This is a genomic window from Polynucleobacter nymphae, from assembly GCF_018882155.1.
GTDB lineage: Bacteria > Pseudomonadota > Gammaproteobacteria > Burkholderiales > Burkholderiaceae > Polynucleobacter > Polynucleobacter nymphae.
In genome coordinates, this window is the sequence record NZ_JACVPA010000001.1 from 346,521 (window position 1) to 372,235 (window position 25,715).

At 45.6% G+C, this 25,715-nt stretch carries 29 protein-coding genes; 16 read left to right on the plus strand and 13 right to left on the minus strand.

Annotation, left to right across the window (positions count from 1 at the left end; translation table 11 throughout):
* The 7 genes from gltA to ICN29_RS01845 all read right to left on the minus strand — a co-directional run bounded on the left by gltA (position 1) and on the right by ICN29_RS01845 (position 5,843).
* Complete coding sequence (gene gltA / locus ICN29_RS01815) at positions 1 to 1,314, minus strand: citrate synthase (RefSeq protein WP_216129149.1); 1,314 nt, start codon at positions 1,312 to 1,314, stop codon at positions 1 to 3.
* Positions 1,315 to 1,393: 79 nt separating this feature from the next.
* Positions 1,394 to 1,663 (minus strand): succinate dehydrogenase assembly factor 2, encoded by a 270-nt coding sequence (locus ICN29_RS01820; RefSeq protein WP_216129151.1) that lies wholly within the window; start codon positions 1,661 to 1,663, stop codon positions 1,394 to 1,396.
* On the minus strand, positions 1,660 to 2,364 hold the full coding sequence (locus ICN29_RS01825) for a succinate dehydrogenase iron-sulfur subunit (protein ID WP_216129153.1): 705 nt from the start codon (positions 2,362 to 2,364) through the stop codon (positions 1,660 to 1,662). The genes ICN29_RS01820 and ICN29_RS01825 overlap by 4 nt, the downstream gene beginning before the upstream one ends.
* Positions 2,365 to 2,380: 16 nt before the next feature.
* Complete coding sequence (sdhA, locus tag ICN29_RS01830) at positions 2,381 to 4,159, minus strand: succinate dehydrogenase flavoprotein subunit (protein ID WP_216129155.1); 1,779 nt, start codon at positions 4,157 to 4,159, stop codon at positions 2,381 to 2,383.
* A 4-nt stretch (positions 4,160 to 4,163) separates the two neighbouring features.
* Positions 4,164 to 4,529 carry a succinate dehydrogenase, hydrophobic membrane anchor protein gene (gene sdhD, locus ICN29_RS01835; protein WP_216129157.1) on the minus strand — a complete coding sequence of 122 codons (366 nt, stop codon included), beginning with the start codon at positions 4,527 to 4,529 and terminating at the stop codon, positions 4,164 to 4,166.
* Between the two features lie 24 nt (positions 4,530 to 4,553).
* Positions 4,554 to 4,973 (minus strand): succinate dehydrogenase, cytochrome b556 subunit, encoded by a 420-nt coding sequence (gene sdhC, locus ICN29_RS01840; protein WP_216129159.1) that lies wholly within the window; start codon positions 4,971 to 4,973, stop codon positions 4,554 to 4,556.
* 132 nt (positions 4,974 to 5,105) lie between these two features.
* On the minus strand, positions 5,106 to 5,843 hold the full coding sequence (locus ICN29_RS01845) for a GntR family transcriptional regulator (protein ID WP_216129161.1): 738 nt from the start codon (positions 5,841 to 5,843) through the stop codon (positions 5,106 to 5,108).
* Between the two features lie 149 nt (positions 5,844 to 5,992).
* On the opposite strand from ICN29_RS01845, the gene ICN29_RS01850 reads away from it, so the two are divergent.
* Both ICN29_RS01850 and ICN29_RS01855 read left to right on the plus strand, forming a co-directional pair.
* On the plus strand, positions 5,993 to 6,982 hold the full coding sequence (locus ICN29_RS01850; protein WP_216129163.1) for a malate dehydrogenase: 990 nt from the start codon (positions 5,993 to 5,995) through the stop codon (positions 6,980 to 6,982).
* 13 nt (positions 6,983 to 6,995) lie between these two features.
* Entirely contained in the window at positions 6,996 to 7,370 is a 375-nt protein-coding gene (locus ICN29_RS01855; RefSeq protein ID WP_216129165.1) for a hypothetical protein, read from the plus strand.
* 63 nt (positions 7,371 to 7,433) lie between these two features.
* Here the strand turns inward: ICN29_RS01855 and ICN29_RS01860 are convergent, their stop codons facing one another.
* Together ICN29_RS01860 and yaaA are read right to left on the minus strand one after the other, a co-directional pair.
* A complete protein-coding gene (locus ICN29_RS01860; protein ID WP_216129167.1) occupies positions 7,434 to 8,645 on the minus strand; it encodes a DUF2863 family protein in 1,212 nt (403 codons plus the stop codon).
* On the minus strand, positions 8,645 to 9,421 hold the full coding sequence (yaaA, locus tag ICN29_RS01865) for a peroxide stress protein YaaA (protein WP_216129169.1): 777 nt from the start codon (positions 9,419 to 9,421) through the stop codon (positions 8,645 to 8,647). Before yaaA ends, ICN29_RS01860 begins: the two co-directional genes overlap by 1 nt.
* Before the next feature lie 59 nt (positions 9,422 to 9,480).
* Here yaaA and ICN29_RS01870 point away from each other — a divergent pair, with 59 nt between their 5' ends.
* The 13 genes from ICN29_RS01870 to ICN29_RS01930 all read left to right on the plus strand — a co-directional run bounded on the left by ICN29_RS01870 (position 9,481) and on the right by ICN29_RS01930 (position 21,267).
* A complete protein-coding gene (locus ICN29_RS01870; RefSeq protein WP_216129171.1) occupies positions 9,481 to 10,680 on the plus strand; it encodes a pyridoxal phosphate-dependent aminotransferase in 1,200 nt (399 codons plus the stop codon).
* 32 nt (positions 10,681 to 10,712) lie between these two features.
* Positions 10,713 to 11,420: a glutathione binding-like protein gene (locus tag ICN29_RS01875; RefSeq protein WP_216131886.1), complete on the plus strand. Its 708-nt coding sequence runs from the start codon at positions 10,713 to 10,715 to the stop codon at positions 11,418 to 11,420.
* Between the two features lies 1 nt (position 11,421).
* A complete protein-coding gene (locus ICN29_RS01880) occupies positions 11,422 to 12,276 on the plus strand; it encodes a 3-hydroxybutyryl-CoA dehydrogenase (protein ID WP_216129173.1) in 855 nt (284 codons plus the stop codon).
* A gap of 37 nt (positions 12,277 to 12,313) precedes the next feature.
* Positions 12,314 to 12,793, plus strand: a complete 480-nt coding sequence (locus ICN29_RS01885) for a DUF3429 domain-containing protein (protein WP_369411618.1) — start codon at positions 12,314 to 12,316, stop codon at positions 12,791 to 12,793.
* A gap of 7 nt (positions 12,794 to 12,800) precedes the next feature.
* On the plus strand, positions 12,801 to 14,114 hold the full coding sequence (locus ICN29_RS01890; protein ID WP_216129175.1) for a replication-associated recombination protein A: 1,314 nt from the start codon (positions 12,801 to 12,803) through the stop codon (positions 14,112 to 14,114).
* A 10-nt stretch (positions 14,115 to 14,124) separates the two neighbouring features.
* Positions 14,125 to 14,748, plus strand: a complete 624-nt coding sequence (locus tag ICN29_RS01895) for a 2-hydroxychromene-2-carboxylate isomerase (RefSeq protein ID WP_216129177.1) — start codon at positions 14,125 to 14,127, stop codon at positions 14,746 to 14,748.
* A gap of 49 nt (positions 14,749 to 14,797) precedes the next feature.
* Positions 14,798 to 15,373 (plus strand): peptidylprolyl isomerase, encoded by a 576-nt coding sequence (locus ICN29_RS01900; protein ID WP_216129179.1) that lies wholly within the window; start codon positions 14,798 to 14,800, stop codon positions 15,371 to 15,373.
* A 24-nt stretch (positions 15,374 to 15,397) separates the two neighbouring features.
* Entirely contained in the window at positions 15,398 to 17,224 is a 1,827-nt protein-coding gene (locus ICN29_RS01905; protein ID WP_216129181.1) for a bifunctional chorismate-binding protein/class IV aminotransferase, read from the plus strand.
* 9 nt (positions 17,225 to 17,233) lie between these two features.
* Entirely contained in the window at positions 17,234 to 17,794 is a 561-nt protein-coding gene (locus ICN29_RS01910) for an NUDIX hydrolase (protein WP_216129183.1), read from the plus strand.
* 20 nt (positions 17,795 to 17,814) lie between these two features.
* The gene (aat, locus tag ICN29_RS01915; protein ID WP_216129185.1) at positions 17,815 to 18,552 is read left to right on the plus strand and encodes a leucyl/phenylalanyl-tRNA--protein transferase; all 738 of its coding nucleotides are present in this window, start codon (positions 17,815 to 17,817) and stop codon (positions 18,550 to 18,552) included.
* The gene (locus ICN29_RS01920) at positions 18,549 to 19,304 is read left to right on the plus strand and encodes an arginyltransferase (protein ID WP_216129187.1); all 756 of its coding nucleotides are present in this window, start codon (positions 18,549 to 18,551) and stop codon (positions 19,302 to 19,304) included. The genes aat and ICN29_RS01920 overlap by 4 nt, the downstream gene beginning before the upstream one ends.
* 9 nt (positions 19,305 to 19,313) lie before the next feature.
* The gene (locus ICN29_RS01925) at positions 19,314 to 20,348 is read left to right on the plus strand and encodes a quinone-dependent dihydroorotate dehydrogenase (protein ID WP_216129189.1); all 1,035 of its coding nucleotides are present in this window, start codon (positions 19,314 to 19,316) and stop codon (positions 20,346 to 20,348) included.
* A 94-nt stretch (positions 20,349 to 20,442) separates the two neighbouring features.
* Positions 20,443 to 21,267 (plus strand): IclR family transcriptional regulator, encoded by an 825-nt coding sequence (locus ICN29_RS01930; RefSeq protein WP_216129191.1) that lies wholly within the window; start codon positions 20,443 to 20,445, stop codon positions 21,265 to 21,267.
* A gap of 8 nt (positions 21,268 to 21,275) precedes the next feature.
* Here ICN29_RS01930 and ICN29_RS01935 read toward each other — a convergent pair whose 3' ends face one another.
* Together ICN29_RS01935 and ICN29_RS01940 are read right to left on the minus strand one after the other, a co-directional pair.
* A complete protein-coding gene (locus ICN29_RS01935) occupies positions 21,276 to 22,289 on the minus strand; it encodes a serine hydrolase (protein ID WP_216129193.1) in 1,014 nt (337 codons plus the stop codon).
* Positions 22,290 to 22,387: 98 nt separating this feature from the next.
* The gene (locus tag ICN29_RS01940) at positions 22,388 to 23,275 is read right to left on the minus strand and encodes a DMT family transporter (protein WP_216129195.1); all 888 of its coding nucleotides are present in this window, start codon (positions 23,273 to 23,275) and stop codon (positions 22,388 to 22,390) included.
* Positions 23,276 to 23,480: 205 nt separating this feature from the next.
* On the opposite strand from ICN29_RS01940, the gene ICN29_RS01945 reads away from it, so the two are divergent.
* The gene (locus ICN29_RS01945) at positions 23,481 to 24,035 is read left to right on the plus strand and encodes a phasin family protein (RefSeq protein ID WP_216129197.1); all 555 of its coding nucleotides are present in this window, start codon (positions 23,481 to 23,483) and stop codon (positions 24,033 to 24,035) included.
* Positions 24,036 to 24,043: 8 nt separating this feature from the next.
* Here ICN29_RS01945 and ICN29_RS01950 read toward each other — a convergent pair whose 3' ends face one another.
* Together ICN29_RS01950 and ICN29_RS01955 are read right to left on the minus strand one after the other, a co-directional pair.
* Complete coding sequence (locus ICN29_RS01950) at positions 24,044 to 25,024, minus strand: Bug family tripartite tricarboxylate transporter substrate binding protein (protein WP_255538021.1); 981 nt, start codon at positions 25,022 to 25,024, stop codon at positions 24,044 to 24,046.
* Between the two features lie 8 nt (positions 25,025 to 25,032).
* A complete protein-coding gene (locus ICN29_RS01955; RefSeq protein ID WP_216129199.1) occupies positions 25,033 to 25,707 on the minus strand; it encodes an RraA family protein in 675 nt (224 codons plus the stop codon).
* Positions 25,708 to 25,715 lie beyond the last annotated feature (8 nt).

A 25,715-nucleotide genomic window follows, 5' to 3' on the forward strand; every position in this document is an offset into this window, starting at 1 on the left:
TTACTTTCGGACCGAGATATTCGGAACTACACGGGAAGTTTCACCGACATACAACTGGCGTGGACGCCCGATCTTGTACTCAGGATCAGTAATCATCTCTTCCCACTGAGCAATCCAACCCACTGTTCTTGCCAAAGCAAAAATACAGGTGAACATGTCTGTTGGAATACCAAGTGCCCGCTGGACAATGCCAGAGTAGAAGTCTACGTTTGGATAAAGCTTACGGCTAACGAAATATTCATCTTCCAGAGCGATCTTCTCTAAAGTCATTGCCAATTTGAATAATGGGTCATCTTGTAGGCCCAATTCCTTCAATACTTCATAGCAAGTTTCACGCATCAATTTGGCGCGTGGATCAAAGTTCTTGTAAACGCGGTGACCAAAACCCATCAAGCGAACACTAGAGTTTTTGTCTTTCACTTGGGCAATGAATTCATGAATCTTATCAACGCCACCATTTGCTTGAATCTGATTCAACATCTCCAAGCAAGCCTCATTTGCACCACCATGGGCTGGACCCCAGAGGCAAGCAATACCAGCAGAGATAGCAGCGAATGGATTTGTGCCAGAAGAGCCACACAAACGCACCGTTGAAGTAGAGGCATTTTGCTCATGGTCTGCATGCAATATGAAGATGCGATCCAAAGCGCGTACTAAAACTGGATTAACTTTGTACTCTTCACATGGTGTAGCAAACATCATGCGCATAAAGTTAGCGGTGTAAGACAAAGAGTTATCTGGATAGATAAAGGGCTGTCCTATAGAGTACTTATAAGACATGGCTACCAAAGTTGGCATCTTCGCAACTAAACGAATTTGCGCTACTTCACGAGCATATGGGTCGCTGTAATCAATCTTGTCATGATAGAACGCAGCCATTGCGCCAACCAAACCAGTCAATACAGACATTGGGTGTGCATCGCGACGGAAGCCACGTAAGAAGAATTGCATTTGCTCATGAACCATGGTGTGGTGCATGACCATCGTTTCAAAATCTTTTTTCTCTTTAGCGTTTGGCAAATTCCCATTGATTAAGAGATAACAAACTTCTAAGAAGTCGCACTTATTTGCCAAATCTTCAATTGGGTAACCACGGTAAAGTAACTCACCCTTATCACCATCGATGTAAGTAATTTTGCTATTGCATGAAGCAGTAGAAAGAAATCCAGAGTCGTAAGTGAACTTACCAGTCTGACCATAAAGCTTACGAATATCAATTACGTCAGGACCTACTGTCCCTTTGTAAATTGGCAAATCAATATCTGGCGTGCCATCTGAAAACGAGAGTTTTGCTTTGATGTCCGATTCAATCATTTCTAATCCTTAGTCATTCAAAATTACGATTAATCCACTATTCTTTCACATGCTTTCACTGCTAGACCATAATCCTGACTTATTTCTCTCTTAGCTTTCGTAAAACTGCTTTAAAAGAGTCAGATTGCAGCTCTTTCTCGAGTGGCGCAACAGAATCTTTACGTGCAATCAATAAATCCATCAGGTCATTGTCATCTAAAGCTAACAGCTGACTTAAAACCTTTCCATCCTCTGCGTTTAGCTGAGCACCATAGCGCTCAAAGAAACGTTGCAAAATTAAATCATTCTCTAGTAATCCCCTGCGAGCATCACTCTTTAGACGATATAACTCTGCATTACCGAGGGTCATACTGCCCTACGAACCATCAACTCCTTGATCTTGCCAATTGCCTTTGTTGGGTTCAAATGCTTAGGGCATACATCCACACAATTCATAATAGTATGGCAACGGAACAAGCGGTAAGGATCTTCTAAGTTGTCTAAGCGCTGAGCAGTTTCTTCGTCACGGCTATCAGCAATAAAACGATAGGCCTGTAACAAACCCGCTGGTCCAACAAACTTATCAGGGTTCCACCAGAAGGATGGGCATGCGGTCGAGCAAGATGCACACAGGATGCACTCATACAAGCCATTTAACTCTTCACGCTCTTCAGGGCTCTGGAGGCGCTCTTTTTCTGGGGGTGGATTGTCATTTACCAAGTACGGCTTGATAGACAAATATTGTTTAAAGAACAAAGTCATATCGACAATCAAGTCACGCACTACCGGCAAGCCAGGCAATGGACGTAATGTGATGACCTTAGGCAAGGTCAACATATTAGTCAAACAAGCTAAGCCATTTTTCCCATTGATGTTCATTGCATCTGAACCGCAAACACCTTCACGGCATGAACGACGATAAGAAATAGTTTCGTCTTGCTTCTTCAAAGAAATCAATGCGTCTAACAACATACGCTCACCAGAGAGCTCTAACTCATAGCGCTGCATGCGTGGAGCTGCATCGACATCTGGATCGTAGCGGTAAATTTCAAATATGCGGATATCACTCATTCTCTATCTCTCTTACTTAGAAAGTACGTTCTTTTGGAGGCACTGAATCAACGGTCAATGGTTTTAACTGGACTGGTTTGTAGTCCAAACGATTGCCTTCGCTATACCAAAGCGTATGTTTCATCCAATTATCATCATCTCGAAGCTGATGATCATCGTGCGAATGGGCGCCACGACTTTCTTTCCGAGCTGCTGCAGAAATCATCGTTGCATTGGCAGTTTCAACCAAGTTAGCCACTTCCAAAGCCTCAATCCGAGCAGTGTTGAAAATCTCTGACTTATCTTTAAGCCAAAGGTGCTTAGCGCGCTCAGTCAACTTTGCCATTTGGCGAACACCTTCATCCATCAATTCTTGATTGCGGAATACGCCAGCATATTTCTGCATACACTTACGAATATCATTTGCAACATCTTGTGCATACTCACCGGAGCTAGAGTTATCTAGGGCAGCCAAGCGAGCCATCGTTTGCTCGCCAGCATTCGCAGGCAGCGCTTTGAACTCGCGGTCCTTGAGGTTCAGGCCAACGATGTGATTACCAGCAGCACGACCGAATACCAAGAGATCAAGCAATGAGTTTGTACCTAAGCGGTTTGCGCCATGCACTGAAACGCATGAGCACTCACCAATAGCGTATAAGCCATTGACTTCTTCGTTATGCTTACCATTTGCTGGCACAACCACTTGACCATTGATGTTGGTTGGAATACCGCCCATCTGATAGTGAATCGTTGGTACCACTGGAATGGGCTCTTTGGTTACATCAACGTTCGCAAAGTTAATGCCGATTTCATATACAGAAGGCAAACGCTTCATGATGGTCTCAGCACCAATATGCGTTAGGTCGAGCACCACATAATCACCGTTAGGACCACAACCGCGCCCTTCTTTAATTTCTTGATCCATGCAACGTGAAATAAAATCCCTTGGTGCTAGATCTTTATAGGTTGGTGCATAGCGCTCCATAAAACGCTCGCCATCTTTATTGCGCAAAATAGCGCCTTCACCACGGCAACCTTCTGTCAACAAGACGCCTGCGCCAGCTACGCCAGTTGGATGGAACTGCCAGAACTCCATATCTTCCAAAGGAATTCCTGCGCGGGCCGCCAGACCCATACCGTCGCCGGTATTAATAAAGGCATTTGTAGATGCATCCCAAATACGGCCAGCACCACCAGTTGCCAAGAGGACTACCTTGGCTTCCAAGATATAAACCTGGCCAGTTTCCATTTCAAGCGCAGTCACACCAACCACGTCGCCAGCGTCATCGCGAATCAAATCAAGCGCCAACCATTCAACAAAGAAGTTTGTTTTAGCGCGTACGTTACGTTGGTACAAAGTGTGCAGCATCGCATGACCTGTCCGGTCAGCAGCCGCACAAGCACGCTGTACTGGCTTCTCGCCGTAGTTTGCAGTATGGCCACCGAATGGACGCTGATAAATGGTGCCGTCTGGATTACGGTCAAATGGCATACCAAAATGCTCAAGCTCATAGACTGCTTTGGGAGCTTCGCGACACATGAACTCGATGACGTCTTGGTCACCCAACCAGTCAGAGCCCTTAATGGTGTCATAAAAGTGATAGTGCCAATTGTCTTCACTCATATTACCTAGTGAGGCACCGATACCACCTTGCGCAGCAACTGTATGTGAACGCGTTGGGAATACTTTTGTTAATACAGCAACGTTGAGGCCTGCTTCTGCTAACTGCAATGAAGCACGCATACCTGAACCACCTGCACCAACAATTACCGCATCAAAACGACGCCGTGGTAATGATTTTTGAATGACAGTCATCGAATTACACTTTCCACAAAATTTGTACCGCATAGGCTGCACAAGCCACAAGGTACAGTACGGTCAACACTTGCAGTGTTAAACGAATGCTGACAGGCTTGATGTAATCCATCCAGATGTCGCGCACACCAATCCAGGCGTGATAGAACAAGCTGAATAAAGCCAAAAAGCTTAAAAGCTTCATGAACTCATTGGCAAATAAGGCGGACCAGCCATCGTAAGTTGCGCTACCAGTGATGCAATAGTCAACTAATAAAACAATCGTAAATACCACCATCACAATCGCTGTTACGCGCTGGATGATCCACTCCTTAAGACCGTAATGTGCACCTACTACTAAGCGCTTTGGTCCAATTTGATAAATGGGCATGAAATATCCTGAATGAAGTAACGCTTAGTAAAAGCCAAATAATTTGAGACCCACTACTGCAGTCAAAGCCAGGCCCAGAGAAAACACAACAATGGCTGAACGATTGGCTTCAGACTTCTCGACGCCGATTTCTAAATCGAGCAAGAGGTAACGAATGCCAGCGCAGAAGTGGTGCAAAAATGCCCAGATCAAACCAAGGCAAATGATTTTTACCAAGATGTTGCCAGTGAACGCTTGGAATTTTTGGTAACTCAATTCAGATGCCAGGCTCTGATCAAAGAGATACAAAATAAATGGCAATAAGAGGAACAATGCTGCGCCGCTGATGCGGTGGAGGATAGAAACTTTACCCGCCCAAGGAAGGCGATATTTAACCAACTGGGCTAAACCAATGTTTCGATAAACCGGTCTATCTTTTTTTACGTCCTGCTGTGCATCAACCATGGGTGATCTCTATGCGTTTGTGGAGGTTTAATGTATTTTTGTTGTATTGCAACATATTCTATTGGAAACCTTAGTGGTGGTGAGGATTTTTTAGCGTTTAAAAGCGTTAAATAGGGGTTTTAACCGATACATTTAGTTCAACTTGTTCTCGTAATGCTGTTCTCTAGTGTCGTACCTAGCGTGCCGAATTTCCACTGGTTTATTCCCATAAGTGAAGGCTACCCGCTCAACGGAAAGGAGCGGCACACCAACTGGCAACTGGAGGTGCCTAGCTAAGATCTCATCAGCCGCCACTGCTTTAATTTTTTCCTCTGCACGCACCATATGGGTGGCGTATTGACTCTCATAAAGTGCGTATACAGGTCCATGCCAGGCATTGAGCGAATATAGATCTAGCTCTTTAAAGCGGGCTGTGGGAAGCCAAATCTCTTCAAAAACAATGGGTTTGCCTGCAAAGCTTTGTACCCGATCAATATGAATCACCGTGTCACCTGCCTTTAATTTAAGCAAACTGGCAATATGAGCGTTGGCTTTAGTCTTCAGGCAGGATAAAAACTGGCTAGTCAGAAGAAATTTTTCACCCGAATCTGGTGCCAAACGTAAAAAACGGTATTGCCAGTCATCCTCTTGGTGGGTGGCCACAAAAGTGCCCTTGCCCTGGCGCCTGACTAAGAGATTTTGGGCTGCCAACTCATCAATGGCCTTGCGAACTGTGCCCTGGCTCACTGCATAGCGGGCAGCCAACTCCATTTCACTAGGAATCACAGCCCCTGGAAGCCATTCAGCGGCTTGCAGGCTAGCCAAAATCATCACCTTAATCTGCTCGTACAGAGGACTAAATGAGGCAACAGGCAAATTTACTTCTGACAAACTGACTCCAGTTCATATCAATTGGATAAAATTCAGGGTAATTCTAGTCTTATATAAGACGTCATTCATAGTGTAAATCGAAAATCCATGCACTTGAATGGATAATAGAAAAGTTTTGATTAATTAACCTTCCCCTGGAGTTCTTAGTAATGGCAAAAGCCCCAATGCGCATCGCTGTAACCGGTGCAGCCGGTCAAATCGGATATTCCCTTTTATTCCGTATCGCCAATGGCGACCTTTTAGGCAAGGATCAGCCCGTAATCCTCCAGTTACTGGAAATTCCCGATGAAAAAGCTCAAAAAGCCTTAGCTGGCGTCATGATGGAATTAGAAGACTGTGCTTTTCCGCTTTTAGCAGGCATGACAGCCCATTCAGATCCAATGACTGCGTTTAAAGATATCGATGTAGCCCTTTTAGTAGGTGCACGCCCACGCGGCCCTGGCATGGAACGTAAAGATTTGCTCTCTGCTAACGCGCAGATTTTCACAGCCCAAGGTAAAGCATTAAATGCCGTAGCCAAGAAGACTGTCAAAGTATTGGTTGTTGGTAACCCAGCAAATACCAATGCTTATATCGCTATGAAATCTGCTCCAGATATTCCTGCGAAGAACTTCACAGCAATGTTGCGCCTCGATCACAATCGCGCGCTCTCACAATTGGCTACTAAGTTAAACAAGCCTGTTGCCAATATTGAAAAATTGGTTGTTTGGGGGAACCACAGCCCAACCATGTACCCAGACTATCGCTTTGCAACCGTCGATGGCAAGTCTGTAAAGGACTCCATCAATGATCCAGCTTGGAACAAGGATACTTTCATTCCCACCGTTGGCAAGCGTGGCGCAGCCATTATCGAGGCTCGTGGCCTTTCATCTGCAGCTTCTGCAGCGAATGCTGCGATCGATCATATGCATGATTGGATACTTGGCACAAATGGTAAATGGGTTACGATGGGTATTCCTTCTAAAGGTGAATATGACATTCCAGCAGAAGTAATTTATGGTTTCCCAGTGGTTTGCGAAAATGGCGAATACAAAATGATCGAAGGTTTAGAGATTGATGAATTCTCCCGTGAACGCATGACTCATACCCTTAATGAATTACTTGAAGAACAGGCTGGCGTTAAGCACTTACTCTCCTAAGGAAAATTGGTACATGAAAAAAAATCTTCTCACCATCAGCGTTTTACTTGCTAGTATTTTTTCCACTGCGAATGTTAACGCCGGTGATGAAGTATTCACATGGACTTGCAATGAAAGTAAACAGTTCAAAACTTCTGGTACTACTGAGAAGATTGTCTTAACTTGGGAAACGAAAACATACAGCTTGGATCGTCAAACCTCATTGCCAGGCAGCCTGCGGTATAAAAACACTAACAGCGGTCATGACCTTGTAGTGTTGGGTAATAAGGCAATGCTATTTAACATTAAGGCTGGCGTAAGACTGGCTGATTTCTGCCAAACTCCAGAAATGAAGGCTGGCAGATTACCGCATTTGTTTGCTGATGCAGAGCCTTTTGTACAGAATTAATTTCTCAGATTGCATTAAATAAAAAAGCCGAGAGATCCTCGGCTTTTTTATCGTTGATTGTTTTTAATGAAACAAGGGTTGTTGAGATGGCGCATCGTCTGGCATCTCTGCATGTACAGCTTCTCCTGAGCGATCTGGGAATAATGGTGCTCCACAGTCATCACATAGCTCGGGTTCAAAGAGCATGGCATGGCGAAAGACATCTTCGACACCAGCATCATGCAATGCATCGCATATTTTCTTAATCGGGCTTTCATCATCCGATAAATCATTTAAGGCATCGCTCGCAACACTCTCGCGGTCATATAAAGGCCAGATCACGCCATACATGATTTCTGAAGAGCCTTTTGCACTAAAGGAAATACGGTACTCATCAGCCTGCTCTTCACCAAATGCACCCACTACGCAAGATAGGCCAGCAGGCAAAATACCTAAGCCGCTCTCTAGGTAGTTGACGGCTGCACGAATGCTTAAAGGGCGTACATGCTTATCAGCCAAACGACAGTTCGTGAAATAGGACTCTGGTAATAAGAGTTCGAACTCGCAGCCTGGCAGCAAAGAGGCAATTGGATCGTGCATGGCGTTTTGCCAGCCAATTAAACTCACCCCACGCTCTTGACGCGCAGGCGCTTCAGCCTGCCAACGGAAAATCGGCGTACCACTTGGGGCGCTAAGGGCAGCAATGATAAAACGCGGGTCAGCCAAAACTGCAATCGTCTCAGACATATCGCGCAACTCGAGCTTCACATCTTTATTACAGATCGCTGCATTTGCTAAGGATTCAGTCAAGATGCGTGTTTGACAATGCGAATGTGGCATCTGATCAATGCTATAGAGCCAAGGAACAATTGCAAGGCGAGTATCTGGTGCTGCAATAGCAGAATGCAATGCTTGTGCAGTAGCTTCAACCATATTCGTTTGTAATGGTCCTGAAGGAATTTGATAACGGGTGTGTGCAACGATTGGCATTGCCAATAAGAGAACATCCCACTCTTGTCCTTCATGCTCGATCTTAAGAGATTCTGCTAGAGTTTCAGCAGAATCTGCCAGCACTTCAAAGGCAACCGTATTAATGCGAAAGGTTTGATCTAGTGCGGCATCAATCACATTTTGATTTTGGCTTTTGAGTAAACGCATCAAACGAACGTTGAGGCGCTCTTCCCAAAAGCGATCTTCTATTTGACTGCCAGAGGCGGCCAAAGAAATGGCATCAGCCACGAGCTTATCAACCTCAGGGGAGCTGCGCTGCGAGGACTTGGTGCGATGTACAGCCATTATTTTCTCTCTGCCCTTCTGAATACTGGCTTCTCGAGCTTAGATTCTGCCGCAAAATACTTATAACCATCTAAATTGAAACCTTTTAAGTCTGCCGGATCAGTAATACGATTCTCAACCACATAGCGAGCCATTAAACCGCGCGCCCGTTTGGCATAAAACGAAATGATTTTGTATTTGCCGTCTTTGCCATCCTGAAATACTGGGGAAATAATTGGGCAACCCAAGTCTTTAGACTGCAAGACCTTGAAATACTCTTCTGAGGCTAAATTGAGCAATACAGGCTTTTTTTGCTTTTCCAATATCTTCTTGAGCGAATCGCTTACCCTGCTCCCCCAAAAGGCGTAGAGATCCTTGCCTCTCGCATTCTGAAACGTGGTCCCCATTTCTAGGCGGTAGGCTTGCATCAAATCTAAAGGTCTTAGGGCTCCATATAGACCGGACAAAATCCGGATATGGTCCTGGGCAAAGTCGACGGCCTTAGCGTTCAGGGTTTTAACGTCAAAGCCATCATAGACATCGCCATCAAAAGCATAGATCGCTGGCTTACTGTTCGCCTCGGTGAATTTCTTGGACCAATCGCGGTAGCGCCCCACGTTCAAGACAGCTAATTGATCAGATAAACCCATCAACTTGGCCACATCCTGGGGGGAGAGCTTTTTGAGATCGCCAATCAATTTGGCTGATTCTGAGACAAATTCAGGCAAGGTGGACGTCTTGACCTTCACTGGGGTCTTGTAATCCAAGGATTTAGCGGGAGAAAGTACGATCAGCATGGCACAATTTGTCTATGTATTTTTACCATTCTAGCGACTACTAGATTTCCCTGCCTTAAATGACCACGCCAGACATCAGCCCCTCCTTTCCGAGTCGCCTTCCCAATGTGGGAACAACGGTATTTACCGTCATGTCAGCGCTTGCAGCAGAACATCAGGCGATTAACCTAGGCCAAGGCTTTCCAGACTTTCCCTGCGATCGCAAGTTAATTGCCAGCGTGAACGACGCTATGCTCGCAGATCAAAACCAATACCCTCCAATGATTGGGATTGCAGCGCTACGCAATGGCATTAGTCAGAAGATCAAAAGTCTATACGGTCACCACTATGACCCCGAAGCGGAAATCACTATCACTGCAGGCGGCACCCAGGGAATTTTGACAGCCATTCTGGCTTGCGTTAGTCCTGGTGATGAAGTTGTCATCATTGAGCCTGCTTACGACAGCTACCGACCTTCCATTGAATTAGCCGGTGGCAAAACGATTGCCGTATCGCTGCAAGTAAAGCGCAATGCGGATGGTCACGTCACTTCCTATGAAATTCCTTGGGATGCTTTGGCTAGCGCCATTAATTCCAAAACACGCTTACTCATCATCAACTCTCCGCATAATCCCACTGGCATGGTGTGGCAGACAGCAGACTTAGAGCGCCTGGCTCAATTAGTAAAAAATACTTCTACACTCATTGTGAGTGATGAAGTCTATGAACACATGGTCTATGACGGTGCGGTACATCACAGCGTGGCTTCGCATCCAGAATTAGCTGCCAGGAGTTTTCTAATTTCTAGCTTTGGTAAGACTTATCACGTCACCGGCTGGAAGGTAGGCTATGTTGCCGCACCACCAGCTTTGACAAAAGAATTTCGTAAAGTTCATCAATTCAATGTCTTTACTGTGAATACACCAGTGCAGTATGGGCTTGCATCATACTTGGCAGATGCATCACATTATCTAAATCTCCCTGCCTTCTATCAAGCTAAGCGTGATTTTTTCCGATCAGGTTTAGAAAAGACTCCATTTAAATTACTGCCAACACCAGGCACTTACTTTCAGTGCGCTGATTACTCTGCACTCAATATTCCGCAGGCTAAATTAAATGAGGCCGAGTTTTGTAAATGGCTTACTACTCAAGTTGGTGTGGCAGCGATTCCCGTTTCTGCTTTTTATGATCGTCCCACTGAATCTGGTGTGATTCGTTTCTGCTTTGCCAAGCAAGAGCAAACCTTAGCGGCTGCCTTGCAACGCCTACAATCTTTATAGAGAGACCTATAGCAATGAAGAAATCAAACAATATGATCGATGTCTACAGTTGGCCAACACCGAATGGCCACAAAGTCCACATCATGCTCGAGGAATGTGGCTATCGTTTGGGTAAAGATTGGACTGCTATTCCGATTAATATTGGTACTGGCGATCAATTTGCCAAGAGCTTTCTGAAAATTAGCCCGAATAATAAGATCCCTGCTTTAGTAGATCCAAATGGTCCTGATGGAAAGCCCATCAGTATTTTTGAGTCTGGCGCTATCTTGCTGTATCTCGCTAGCAAGACTGGCAAATTTCTTCCTAAGACGACCCGTGCTAAGTTTGAGGTTTTGCAATGGCTGATGTTCCAAATGGGTGGTTTAGGACCCATGCTTGGGCAAAACCACCATTTCCGTCTCTATGCGCCAGAGATTATTGATTATGCAATTAATCGCTACACCAATGAAGCCAAACGTTTATATGGGGTTCTTGATCAACAACTGAAAGATAATCCTTATATTGCAGGTAAAAGCTACTCCATAGCAGATATTGCCATTTTTCCTTGGACACGGAATTGGAAAAATCAAGGTATAGAGATTAATGACTATCCTCATTTCAAGGCTTGGTTCGAAATGATTGGAGAACGTCCAGCCGTAAAACGGGGATGCGAAGTATTAACAGCATTACGCAAGCCTTTAACTGATAACAAAGCTAGAGAGCAGTTGTTTGGTTCAACCCAGTATCAAAAGAGGAAATGAAATGAAGATTCAATCAGTCGGTGTGATCGGTGCAGGCACGATGGGTAATGGTATTGCGCAGGTTTGCGCCGTTGCCGGTCTAGATGTCGTCATGGTTGATATTAACGAAGCAGCAGTGCAACGCGGCTTGGATCAAATCAGTAAAAGTCTAGATCGCCTGATTAAAAAAGAAACTCTGACTACCGATGAAAAAGCAGCGGCGCTGAAGCGTATTAAAGGCAGCACCTCTTATGCTGATTTGAAGGGCTTAGGTTTTGTGATTGAGGCTGCTACTGAAAATCAGGCTGTCAAAGAAAAGATTCTGCATCAAGTCGATGAGATTGTTAGCAAAGACACCATCATTGCCACTAATACCTCCTCTTTATCCATTACCAAGCTAGCTGCTCTAGACTCAAACCCAGCGCGCTTTATTGGCATGCACTTCTTTAATCCTCCTCCCCTCATGGCTTTGGTGGAAGTCATTCGTGGCTTACAAACCAGCGATGCAACCCATGCAGCCATTATCGATATGGCTAAGCGGGTTGGTAAAGAGCCGATCACTGTTAAGAATTCACCAGGATTTGTAGTGAACCGCATTTTGTTACCCATGATTAATGAAGCATTCTTTGTATTGTCGGAAGGACTTGCTAGCCCTGAAGATATTGATGCTGGCATGAAGTTAGGCTGCAATCAACCGATTGGGCCCTTAGCTTTAGCCGACCTCATTGGCTTAGATACTTGCCTGGCAGTGATGGAAGTGTATTTTGAAAACTTCAGCGACTCTAAATATCGCCCTTGCCCTCTTCTTCGTGAAATGGTGGCGGCTGGTTACCTTGGTCGTAAAACGGGTCGCGGTGTTTACACCTACGACAAATAATTTTGCTTTCTGATGAAGTTCAACTAATTTAATACTCGTGAATCCTATTCCACCCCTAGTCAACAAATTAGCCTACGCTGGCCTCATTCCTTTTGTTGGACTAGCTTTAATGGTGCAACTAGCACCAACACCCTTAAACTATTTAAGCGCAGAATCCCTCGCCGGCTATGGTGCAGTCATTACTGCGTTTATGGGAGCTTTGCATTGGGGTGCTAGCTTGCATACTTTGGGTAAGGCCCCTAGTGGAGATCGCTGGATCGATCGTAACGCTTGGATCTGGGGCGTTACTCCCGCTCTAGTTGCCTGGCTTGCCCTGCATATTTATATTCCAGTGGGTTTATTAATCTTGGCATCCACCTTAATCATTCAACGTAACATCGATCAGAATACCTATCAATATTATTTTTCGGATGAAGTGGCACGCAACGCTTTTATGACGATTCGCAATCGCTTGACCTATGTTGCTGCTGCCTGCTTAACTTGGTCAGCTATTGTGATTCTCTTTATCCAAGCATGATTGTTCAATGAGCGGTCTATTCGATAGCACTCCTCTGCCACCCCTAGCAGAAGCATTGCGCCCGAAAACAATTGAAGAAGTCATTGGGCAAGCCCATTTATTAGCTGCAGGTAAGCCGCTCAATCTAGCCTTTGCCTCAGGCAAGCCGCACTCAATGATTTTGTGGGGGCCTCCGGGGGTTGGTAAAACGACTTTAGCGCGCCTCTCAGCTAAAGCATTTGATCGTGAGTTCATTGCCATCTCTGCAGTATTAGCCGGAGTTAAAGAGATCCGCGAAGCCATTGAGCAAGCTCAGCAAAATATGGCTCAGTATGGCAAGCAAACGATTTTGTTTGTTGATGAGATTCATCGCTTTAATAAGAGTCAACAAGATGCTCTTCTGCCTCACGTGGAGTCAGGCTTATTCACTTTTATTGGCGCAACTACTGAGAATCCGTCTTTTGAGGTGAACTCAGCACTTCTATCTCGTGCCCAGGTCTATGTTCTGAAGTCCTTAACTGCAGATGAACTCAAGCAGCTATTTACGCGTGCACATCAACATGCTTTAGCTGACATCCAGTTTGAAGATGATGCGATCAATACCCTAGTTATCAATGCCGATGGGGATGCCCGCCGTCTTTTAAATCTAGTAGAGCAAATTCATAATGCGGTTTTAACGCCCGGCTCTTTGGTTAAAGTAATTGACCAAGCTTTTGTTGAAAATGCCCTCACCACTCAAGCGCGTCGTTTTGATAAGGGTGGCGATCAGTTTTATGATCAAATTTCTGCGCTCCATAAATCAGTGCGAGGCTCAGATCCTGATGCAGCACTGTATTGGTTTTGTCGCATGCTGGATGGTGGTGCGGACCCCCGTTACCTAGCGCGCCGCATTATTCGGATGGCTTGGGAAGATATTGGCTTGGCCGATCCTAGAGCGATGCAGTTGGCAAATGATGCCGCCCAAACATTTGAAAGATTAGGCTCGCCCGAAGGTGAGTTAGCCTTGGGTCAAGCAGTAGTGTATCTAGCAGTAGCTTCAAAAAGCAATGCTAGCTATAACGCATTTAATGCTGCACGCGCTTATGTCGCGGAGGACCAATCTAAACCTGTACCTAATCATCTACGCAATGCGCCAACCAAACTTATGAAAGAGCTTGGACATGGTAAAGAATATCGCTACGCGCATGATGAGCCACATGCTTATGCTGCTGGTGAGTCTTATTTACCGGAAGGAATGTCAGAGCCCCACTGGTATGAACCTGTTGAGCGTGGTCTGGAGAGTCAAATTAAGGAAAAGATGGCTTTCTTACGCAAGCTAGATGCTGAACATCAAAAGAAATAGGAATGAGTAAATGAGTGAAAAAACTTCAGCTACTTTGTATTACGACATTATTTCGCCCTTCGCCTATTTGTATGCGAAACAAAGGCAGCGTCTGAAACAGCTTGATATCAAGCCAGTGCCTGTACTTCTGGGCGGCCTTTTAAGGGCTACTGATAATGTAGGTCCGGGAGAAGTTGCGGCTAAGAGGCCGCATACTTATCAATTTTGCGTATGGCAAGCAGAAAAATTAGGTATCCCCTTTCGTTTTCCTGAGCACCATCCATTTCTGACGGTAGCAGCACAACGCTTACTGCTTGAAAAGGATGCGGATTGGACAATGGTAGAGCGGGCCTTTGATTATGTTTGGATTGAAGGCAAAGATCCAAATCTTTCTTGGTCAGAATTTTGTGTCTATCTGGGTTTGCCTAGTGAAACCCCAAGGCCTGAAAGTCCTGAGATTAAGGCGGCACTAGTTGCCAATACGAATCAGGCTAAAGCGGATGGCGCCTTTGGGGTGCCTGCCTTGATACTCAATCAACACTGCTTTTGGGGTTTCGATACCATCGATTGGGCGCTTGATTACCTTGCCCGGCCAGGGATGTTTGAAGAAGCATCTTATGCCTACGCTGGGAATGTTCCCAACGGCCTCAGTTAATAAAGTTACACAATACAATTGTTCCATTCATTTCACTCAAGGAGTCTTTATGCGTAAGCTTTTTACTAGCCTCGTTCTCGTTGCTGCATGCATTACTAGCCAAGCAGTTCTTGCAGGCCCTCAGGTTGAATTTAAAACAACCATGGGTAGCTTCGTTGTTGAGCTAGATGATGTAAAGGCACCTAAAAGTACTGCCAACTTTTTAAACTACGTGAAGAGTGGTTTTTATAATGGCACTATCTTTCATCGCGTGATTGATGGCTTCATGATTCAAGGTGGCGGATTTACTCCGGACTTAAACCAGAAATCAACCAATGCTCCTGTAGTTTCTGAAGCGCAAAACGGCTTAAGAAATAATCGTTACACCATTGCGATGGCCCGTACCTCTGATCCTGATTCTGCTACTTCGCAGTTCTTCATTAACGTCAACGACAATGCTGCATTGGACTATCCCAATGCGATGGGCAATGGCTATACCGTATTTGGCAAAGTCATTTCTGGCATGCAAACTATTGATGCAATCCGTAAGGTTCCGACGATGGTTGCACCAGCTCCTCGCATGGGCAGAATGTCTGATGTTCCTTCTAAGACAGTAACGATTGAATCAGCTACTATCCTGAAATAAATAGAAGAAATTGGGTTAGCCGCCATGATTTTGCTCGACGATGCGCAAAGTACAGCGGCCAAACCGTCTAGTCGCCATTATGAAAGTCCGCTGCATTATTGGCGCGTTCTGTCTAATGGTGACAACTCGCTCGACTTATTAGCAACTCAAAAGTGTTTAGCCCAAATTGCCGCATCCCTTGCTAGAGGGGAGTTTGTTGTCGCTGCATTTGCTTATGAACTCGGTAGACAAATTCATGGGCTTCCACAAAGAATGGGGGCAGCTTCAAGCGCTCATCCGCTGATTGAGGCTTGGGCATTTAAGGATTTTGATAAGTTATCCAAGCAAGAAGTTGATGCCCTGATTACCAATCAGCTTGAGCAACTTGAGGATGGACAAAGATCTGCTGGTGTTATGGATGTTCGTGAATCATTGAATGAACAGCAATTTGCCTCTGATATCGCCAAAATATTGGAATACATACGTAGTGGTGATGCTTACCAAATCAATCACACCTATCGCATTACCGGCAAAACCTACGGCTCCCCCCTAGCCTTGTATAGTCGCTTGCGTGATCGTCAGCCAGGCAGGTTTGGAGCTTATATCTCACACGAAGGCAGCTACCTACTGTCGCAATCTCCTGAGCTCTTTATTGCCCGTGAAGGTGACACCCTCAAAGCAATGCCAATGAAAGGTACTGCAAGCGCTTTATCCGAAGTAGCAAGTGCCTTATCAGATGATCCCAAGAACCAAGCTGAAAACGTGATGATTGTGGATTTGTTGCGCAATGATCTTAGCCGCGTCTCTTTGCCGGGTACGGTCACTGTGCCTAATTTATTCGAAGTGGCTCGGTATGGTGATGTATTGCAAATGACATCGACTGTACAAGGCCAAGCTAAGCCCAATACTTCTCTCTTGGATATTTTGCAGGCCGTCTTTCCCTGCGGCTCTGTCACAGGCGCCCCTAAAAAACGCAGCATGCAAATTATTCAGGAGTTAGAGTCTGAAGATCGCGGCTATTACTGTGGCGCCCTAGGCTGGCTTGACCCCAGCGGTGACTTTGCCTTTAGCGTTCCGATTCGCACTGTTGAAATTACAGAAGATGCCAAATCACATGCCTCAAGCTTTAGCCTAGGCATTGGAGCTGGTATTACGAATGATTCTGATCCAAAACAAGAATGGCGAGAGTGCTCTATTAAGTCAGACTTTTTAATGAATTTACCTTCATCTACCGGACTATTTGAAACGATTGCAATTGCTGGAGGAAAGCCTCAGAAGCTAGAGGCCCACTTAGATCGTATGCAATCTTCTGCTTTGGCCTTAGGAATTTCTTTTTGTCGGGCTGATGCCAAATTAGCGATTGAAAGCGCTTGCTCATCACTCGATACTGCAACTGCCTTTAGATTGAGACTTAATCTAGCACCGCATGGCGATCTTTCAGTTTCTACAGGAGTGCTCGATGCCCTCAGTGAACCAGTCAAAATTTTCTGGGCAAAAGATATTCTGTCTGGCGAGGTGGGAATGTTTTCTGGTGACGCCTTATTGCGCCACAAGATTAGCAATCGCGGTCTTTATGACTTAGCCTGGCGGACAGCTGATCAATTGGGTGGTTTTGACGCTCTATTTACCAATGAACAGGGCTTCGTTACTGAGGGTGGAAGAACTAGTATTTTTATTAAACCTCAGGGAAGCTCTGAATGGCTGACCCCACCTCTTTCAGCCGGCCTATTGCCTGGGGTGATGCGGGCAACTCTCCTTGCAGACCCGAAACTAAATGCCCGCGAGGCTAACCTGACTATTAATGATGTTTCAATGGCAGATGAGATTATTCTTACTAATGCCCTGCGTGGCGCCATTAAAGCCCATTTCTAGAAAGCTGTCATGAAGTATTGTCCAAACTGCGCATCTCTGCTGACAATCAAGATTCCGGCCGATGATTCTCGCGAACGCCATGTTTGTGAAGCCTGTGGCAGCATTCATTACCAAAATCCCCGCAATGTCGTCGGTAGTATTCCCGTCTATGAAAAACAAGTCTTACTCTGTCGTCGCGCTATTGAGCCACGTCATGGCTACTGGACGCTCCCTGCAGGCTTTATGGAGCTTGGCGAAACTACGAGCTACGGTGCTGCTAGAGAAACCTTCGAAGAGGCAGGCGCTCACGTTGAGATGGGTCCGCTCTACTCCTTATTAAACGTTCCTCATGCCCAACAGGTGCATCTGTTTTACTTGGCGAAAATGAACACTCCTGAATTTTGTGCTGGGGAAGAAAGTCTTGAGGTTGCTCTCTTTCATGAACATGAAATTCCTTGGGCGGAGTTGGCTTTTCCAACCGTGAAGCAAACGCTGGAATGGTTCTTTGCTGATCGCGCTGCAGGTATTTTTGAGGATGGTAAAGAGTTTCAGGTACGCAGTCGTGATGTACTACCATCCGAGAGAATTTAGTACCAGATATGGGTCAAGGCATGAGTCAGATCGCTTGGCTAGGACCACAGGATTCCTTTCCGAACCCACTGCTTGAACCCGATCCTGATCCCAGCGTTCCTGGACTCATTGCAGTAAGCGAACGTATTTATCCCGGGCAACTATCCCAGGCTTACCAACTGGGTATCTTTCCTTGGTACTCTGATAATCAACCCGTCTTATGGTGGTCACCAGACCCCCGCATGGTTCTCAAGCCTACAGAATTTAAATGCAGTGACTCTCTGAAAAAAAATATTCGTCTTTTTTGCCAAGATGCTCATTCGCAAATTTTGGTAGATGCAGATTTTGGTGCTGTGATTCGTTCCTGTGCTACTAGTACACGCAAAGATCAAGATGGCACATGGATCACTCATGAGATCGTAGATGCATACACTGCACTTCATGAGCAAGGTCATGCGCATAGCATCGCAGTCACTGAAGAAGGTCACATCATTGGTGGTCTTTACTGCGTATCGTTTGGCGGCATGGTTTTTGGAGAGTCGATGTTTAGCCGTAAGCCAGGCGCATCGAAGATTGCCCTAGCCGCCTTAAGCGCCTGGTGCCTTCACAATGGAATTGCCATGATTGATTGCCAGCAAGAGACGGCACACCTTCATTCTCTGGGTGCGGCACCCGTCTCTAGGCAGGAATTTCTGGAACAACTGCAGATATCCTTAAATCAAACTAAGATTGAACCATCCTGGACTTTTGATAAAACGATTTTGACCCACTGGCTATGACCCGGCTCAAAGAACTTCCGCTCACCGCATTGCAGTTTTATGCAACGGCGCCCTACCCCTGCTCTTATTTACCGAATCGCATGGCGCGTTCACAAGTAGCCACGCCCTCCCATTTAATTCATGCAGATACTTACAGCGAGCTTTTGAATGCTGGCTTTCGTCGCAGTGGGCTGTACACCTATCGTCCTTATTGCGATGAATGTAGGGCCTGTATTGCCACCCGCATTCTGGTGAATCAATTTACACCTTCTCGTAGTCAACGTCGCGCCTGGAAAAAACACGTTAGCTTAGAGGTATCTGTTCTGAACTTGGGCTATCAAGATGAGCACTATCAGCTATATCAGCGCTATCAAAATGAAAGACATGCTGGTGGAGAAATGGATAGCGATGATCAAGACCAATACATGCAGTTCCTATTACAGAGTCGTGTGAACTCACGCATTGTGGAGTTCCGGGATGGCCCGCATGATTCGCATCCAGGGCGGCTACGCATGGTCAGCATGATTGATATTTTGGATCAGGGCATTTCTTCGGTGTATACCTTCTTTGATACCTCGGTACCTGCCTCTAGCTACGGTAGTTACAGCATCCTGTGGCAAATTGAGCAAGCCAAAATACTGGGGCTTCCTTACCTCTACCTAGGCTACTACATTCAAGAGAGTGAAAAAATGTCCTATAAGGCCAAGTATCAGCCTCTGGAAGGTTTGATTGATGATCATTGGCAGCCTTTGCCTAGCTTGGCTGGGTCATAATATCTACCCATGATCGACCGTTATTCTCTTTTGCGTCCCTGGCTCTTTTGCTTAGATCCCGAACAAGCCCATAACCTCACTCTTAGTAATTTAGATCGTGCAGAGCGCTGGGGTTTACTTGAGCGTCTGATTAGTAAACCGGTAGCTGATCCTCATACACTTTGTGGCATCACCTTTCCGAACCGGGTAGGTTTGGCTGCTGGCCTAGATAAAGACGGTAAGCATATTGATGCGCTTGCTGCTCTTGGGTTCGGCTTTCTAGAAATTGGCACAGTCACCCCCCGTGCGCAAGCAGGCAATCCCAAACCACGGATGTTTAGATTGTCTGAAGCGCAGGCCATCATTAATCGCATGGGTTTTAATAATGATGGTGTTGATGCTTGCGTTACTCGGGTACGCCGCTCACGCTTTTGGCAACAAGGTGGCGTCCTTGGCATGAATATCGGCAAGAATGCCAGCACGCCCATTGAAGATGCCGCCAGCGATTACATTTTGGCAATGGAGGCCGTTTATGAAATCGCTACCTACATTACCGTGAACATCTCCTCCCCTAATACTCAAAATCTCCGTGATCTTCACGGTGAAGACATGTTGCGCTCATTGTTGAGCAGTCTAGATGAAGCCAGAAAACGTTTGGGTGATCGCTATGGTGTCCGTAAGCCACTCTTCTTAAAAATTGCGCCTGACTTAGAAACCACTGACATTGATTTAGTTGCAGATTTATCAATGGAGTTTGGCATCGATGCCATCATCGCTACCAATACAACTATTGCTCGTGACTTAGTGCAAGGCATGCAGCATAGTGAGGAAGCAGGTGGATTATCTGGTGCTCCAGTGCGGGCGCTTTCTACTCAAGTGATCAAAATACTCAAGGCAAGATTAGGAAATAATCTACCCATCATCGGCGTTGGCGGTATTTTGTCGGGAGCCGATGCGAAAGAAAAAATCATGGCTGGCGCCAGCTTGGTGCAGGTCTATAGCGGACTCATCTACAGAGGTCCAGATCTCGTGAATGAGTGCGCTAAAGCCCTCAGAAGGCCCTAGAATCAACCCAAAAATGGGGTTTTAGCAGTCTGGCCATCTATAAAATAGCATTTCACAATATGCAATCGCATCTGAAATCGCTACAATAGACCATATGAGCGCTACTAAAACTGTCAAAAATGCTAGAAGTACCGGGGAAGTTGCTAAAACAGCTATCCAGGTAGTCGAGCGCATGATGAATCTGCTCGATGCCTTAGCTGAGCAAGAAGAATCCAGTAGCCTCAAAAATTTAGCTGAACAAACTGGCCTGCACCCCTCTACTGCCCACCGCATTCTGAATGATATGGTTGCCTGCCGTTTAGTGGAGCGTGGCGATGGGGGTACTTATCGTCTTGGCTTAAAACTCTTAGAGCTAGGTAACTTAGTTAAAGCACGGCTCTCCGTGCGCGAGGCGGCTCAAGTTCCCATGCGTACTCTGCATAAACTTACTGGTGAAACTGTTAACTTATCAGTGCGCCAAGGTGATGAGATCGTTTACATCGATCGCGCCTATAGCGAACGCTCTGGCATGCAAGTGGTTCGTGCCATTGGTGGTCGTGCCCCGCTACATCTCACCTCAGTAGGTAAATTATTTTTATCGAGTGATGATGCCGGCCAAGTTCGCGCCTACGTCACACGAACTGGTCTATCAGGACATACACGTAATAGCATTACTGATCTCAATAAATTAGAGGCTGCTCTGAATCAAGTTCGAAAAGAAGGTAATGCCCGTGATGACGAAGAGCTAGAGCTAGGCGTGAGCTGTTTTGCTGCAGCTATTTTGGATGACACCGGAAAATTAGTTGCAGGCCTATCACTGAGCTCACCAACAGATCGCATGCAAGCAGACTGGCTTAAATCCTTGCAGGATACTGCCCTACAGATTTCTAAAGGGTTGGGCTATAAACCCAAAACAACTGAGCCAGGTACATCAGCCTAGCTTACCCATTACATGATGCGACGAATAGGTTGCGTCCCTAGAGGCATACGCTCATACCAGTCGCGGACTCGTACTGCATCAGCAAATCGAGATTGGGTCCCTACAGAATCCAAGAAGACTAATAGCAAAGGTGTGTTATTGACCCTAGCTTGCATTACTAAGCACTTACCTGCTGCATTAATGAACCCCGTTTTTTGCAAACCGATGTTCATATCGCCTGAACGCACTAAACGATTGGTATTTAAGAACTTCTGTGGGCGATTGCCAATCATCATGGTCAAGTCTGGCCAAGTAGAAAATTCACGAATCATTTTGTACTGATATGCAGCGTTCAACATGCGGGCTAAGTCTTCAGCAGAGGCCACGTTCTCACTCATTAAACCAGTAGGATCAGCAAAGTGAGAATGTTCCATTCCTAGTTCTCTAGCCTTACGGTTCATAGTATCCACAAAGGCAGAAATGCCGCCGGGATAGTTTCTACCTAAGGTGTATGCAGCGCGGTTCTCGGAGGACATCAAGGCAAGCAATAAGGCTTCCTCACGGGTCATCACCGTACCACCAGTAAGACGAGATTTAGCATAAATACGAACATCATCAGCATTAATCACAATAGTCTCATCCAAAGGTAACTTGGAATCTAAAACAACCATCGCAGTCATCAGCTTAGTAATGGAGGCGATAGGCAAACTCACTGAGGAATTTTTTTCAAAATATACTTCTTTGGTGTCTTGATTAACAACCATTGCTACGCTCGACTTCAGACTTAATTCATCATGTTGACCACGCAAACCAAGGGCGGTAGCAAATGATGGGTGGGAAGGAGCAGCCGGTTCAGATGAGCGCGTTACTGTCACACGAACAGTTTTTGGCTTTTTGGGAGATTTGGCAATCTTGACAGTGACTTTATTAGCCTTGGTTTGCCCATCTTTATCTTTAGCAGCTGCGATGGCTGACGCATTCAGAGAGGCGCCACAGGCAAAGACCAGAGTCAAGATCAAGATCGAAAATCGATTCAAACGCATCCCTAAAAACCTTCCAAAACTTTTAACATATGGAATGATAATTACTTTCACAGCTTATGATGGATTTATTAGCCCCATCTTGGGCATTTGATAGCGCCCTACTCAGCAATGGTTGCTACCGTATTGACTTGGCGGGCATTTACCAATACCACCCCCGTCATAGTCAAGCCTAGTCCTAGCGCCATCAGTACCGTAAAGGGCTCACCAAATAAGAACCAAGCCATCAGTGCCGTAGTTGGAGGTGTCAGGTAAAGAAAGCTTGTAACCTTCGTTGCTGCACCCTTGCGAATCATCATGAATAGCAAACTAATTGAGCCAATGGATAGCGGGAATATCGCCCATAGCAAGGCACCAATCACTGATGCGTTCCAGACCATCACCCCTGTCTCAAAGAAATACATGAAAATAAAGCAAAGCACTGCTGAAACACCAAACTGAATTGAGGAGCCTGCCCGCAGATCAAATACCGGACAATATTTTTTCTGATACAGCGTTCCAAAAGTAATCGAGAGTAATGCGATAAAAGCCAACACATAGCTCACAAATGGAATATGGACGAAAGTTATTTTCTCCAACACCACTAAAGCCACACCTGCAAAGCCAAACCCTAAACCAATCCACTGACGTGGCGAAACTTGTTCTGATATCCATGCAGCAAACCAAGCGGTCACAATGGGTTGCAGGCCAACAATAATGGCTGCTAAACCTGCCCCCATACCTAAATGAATAGCAAAGTAAACGCCGAGTAAATAGCCAAACTGCAGCAAGCTGCCAGCAACAGCAATATGCTTAGTCTGCGACCAACTTGGCCACGTAATACGCCAGATTAGACTTAGTGCGGCCATAGCTGCGAGAACACCAATACAACGCCAAAATAAGAAGGTAGCTGGCTCGACATAAGGCATCGCTAGTCGAGCAATCACAAAGCCCGTGCTCCATATCAGCACAAATATCGGGGCAATTGCGTTATCTAGGCTGAGTTTCATGGGTAACTTACTGAAAATATGGCAATTTTTGATTGAATCATTGATTTTAGGCTCTTTTTGATACTGCCCACAGGCCTTGAATTTGCGTCCTTAAAAGATTCTTCATACCGCGACGCAGTATATAAGCTGTAAAGTCGCTCAAGAGAGACTACAGTAGGCATTAGGCCAAGAGAACGAAAGCCTAAATGATCCAAAGGGGATTGCAATGAACTTAACACCAGAACAACTTGTGGCGGCACAAAAAGCCAATTTAGAAACTTTGAGTAGTTTGACTAACCAAGCACTCCAAAGCATAGAAAAATTAGTTGAGCTCAATATGCATATTGCAAAACAAAGTTTGAGCGATAGTATGACGAGTGCAAAGAAGGCTTTAGAAATCAAAGACATTCAACAGCTCCTCGCCCACCAAGCTGAAACAGTCCAGCCCATGGCCGAAAAGATTATGGCTTACAGTCGTCATCTATATGACTTGGCCCACGAAACTCAAAACAACTTCACCCAATCTACTGAAAAAGAACTTCAAGCAGGTCAAAAAAAGATCAATGCATTAGTAGAAGAGTGGACGCAGAATGCGCCTGCCGGCTCAGATGCCGCGGTTCAAGCGATGAAGCAAGCCATCGCCTCCGCTAACAATGTATATGAAACCAGCCAAAAGGCTATTAAGTATGCCGTTCAAGTTGCACAAACTAATCTCAACAGCGCTACTGATACCGTCATGAAGGCTGCTGATACCGCTAGCAAAGCAGCCAAAAAGAAATAGCTAAAAATCTATTCTGCAGTAGCTCCAGACTGCTTCACTAACAGCTCCCAGTAAGGGATCTCCTTTTTGACAAATGCAGCAAATTGCTCGGGAGTTTGTTCGCTATTTAAAGAGCCCATCTTCAATAAGCTCTCCGCAACCTCACTCGATGCCAGCGTTTTATTAATCTCTTTGTTTAACTGATTGACCAGTGCTGTTGGTGTTTTGGCTGGAACAAATATACCGTACCAGTTTTCCACAACGAATTTAGGATACCCAAGTTCCTTCATAGTAGGAACATCTGGCAAATTTTTTGCTCGCACCGCTCCAGTAGTTGCAAGCGCTCTAACTTTACCGCTATTTAAGTGAGGAACCATTGCACTAGTAGCCTCAAATGCCATTGGCACTTGACCAGCCAATACATCGGTAATTGCGGGCCCAGACCCTCTGTAGGGAATGTGAGTCATATCTAGCTTTTGTTCTAGCTTAAGCAGCTCGCCAAGCAGATGGTGAGTACTTCCGCTTCCAGGGGAAGCAAAACTAAATTTACCCGGCTCTTTCTTAATCAAAGCGATTAACTCTGCGACGGAGTTTGCAGGAACCGATGAATTAACATAGAGCACCATTGGTACAGCAGCAACCTCAGCAACTGGTCTCAAGCTGGTAATAGGGTCATTGCGAAGTTTGTACAGGTTTCGGTTGATCACAACCCCTGTACTGTTTCCAAGTAGTAAGGTGCAGCCATCACCAGCTGCACTACTCACAAATTCGGTTCCAATATTGCCGCTAGCACCTGTCTTATTTTCAACAATCACACTGACATTTAATTGCTTAGAAAGTCCTGGCACCAGCATTCTTGCAAGAACATCACTCGCTCCACCAGGAGGATAAGGAGAGATGATTTTGATTACAGGGCATGGGTACTGGGCGTATGCCAATTGAGTGCTCAATCCAAAACAGATCAAGCAAAGGATTTTCGAAATCATTCTTGGGGTATATATCAAATTCATATCGGCGCCTAACTTTTCAACATTTGCTCGTAGTTAAATTGCTTATCCACATCAATAATCGACTGCCCTGCTCTTAGCGCTTCAACCATTGCCAGCTCTTTGGCAGCAATGCTATCTGCTGCGTCTAGCACCTCCTTAAGCTTGGCCACAGGAATTGCTACCACTCCATTCACGTCAGCAACAATCACATCACCAGGCAATACTGAAATGTTTCCAATTCTAACGGGGATGTTCCAAGCCTCTTGAACGATGCGGCCTCGAGCGGTGATAGGAACTGTGCCTCTGGCGTGAACAGGAAAGCCAAACTCTTCGCAGGTATCTACATCACGAACTGCGCCATCAACCACAACACCAGAAATTTTCTTCTGCAAGGCTCCCATCGAGAGAATCTCACCCCAACAGTTATTGTTCAGATCCCCACGGTTATCAATCACAATCACATCGCCAGGGGAGGCAGAAAATATTGCATCAACCCCAAGATGGGCCTTACTTTGAACAGCACCTGCGGCAATCATGCGGATGGTAATTGCCCTACCAATCACTTTAGTCTTACCCCACTGCGGAACAATGCCGATCACAGCAGCTGTAATGCCTAACTTATCAAGAGCATCGCTCAAATTTGAGGTGGCTAATTTTTCTAGCCTGCCTCTATAAAGTTGATCAAACTCTTCAGACGTCATCATATCCTCGC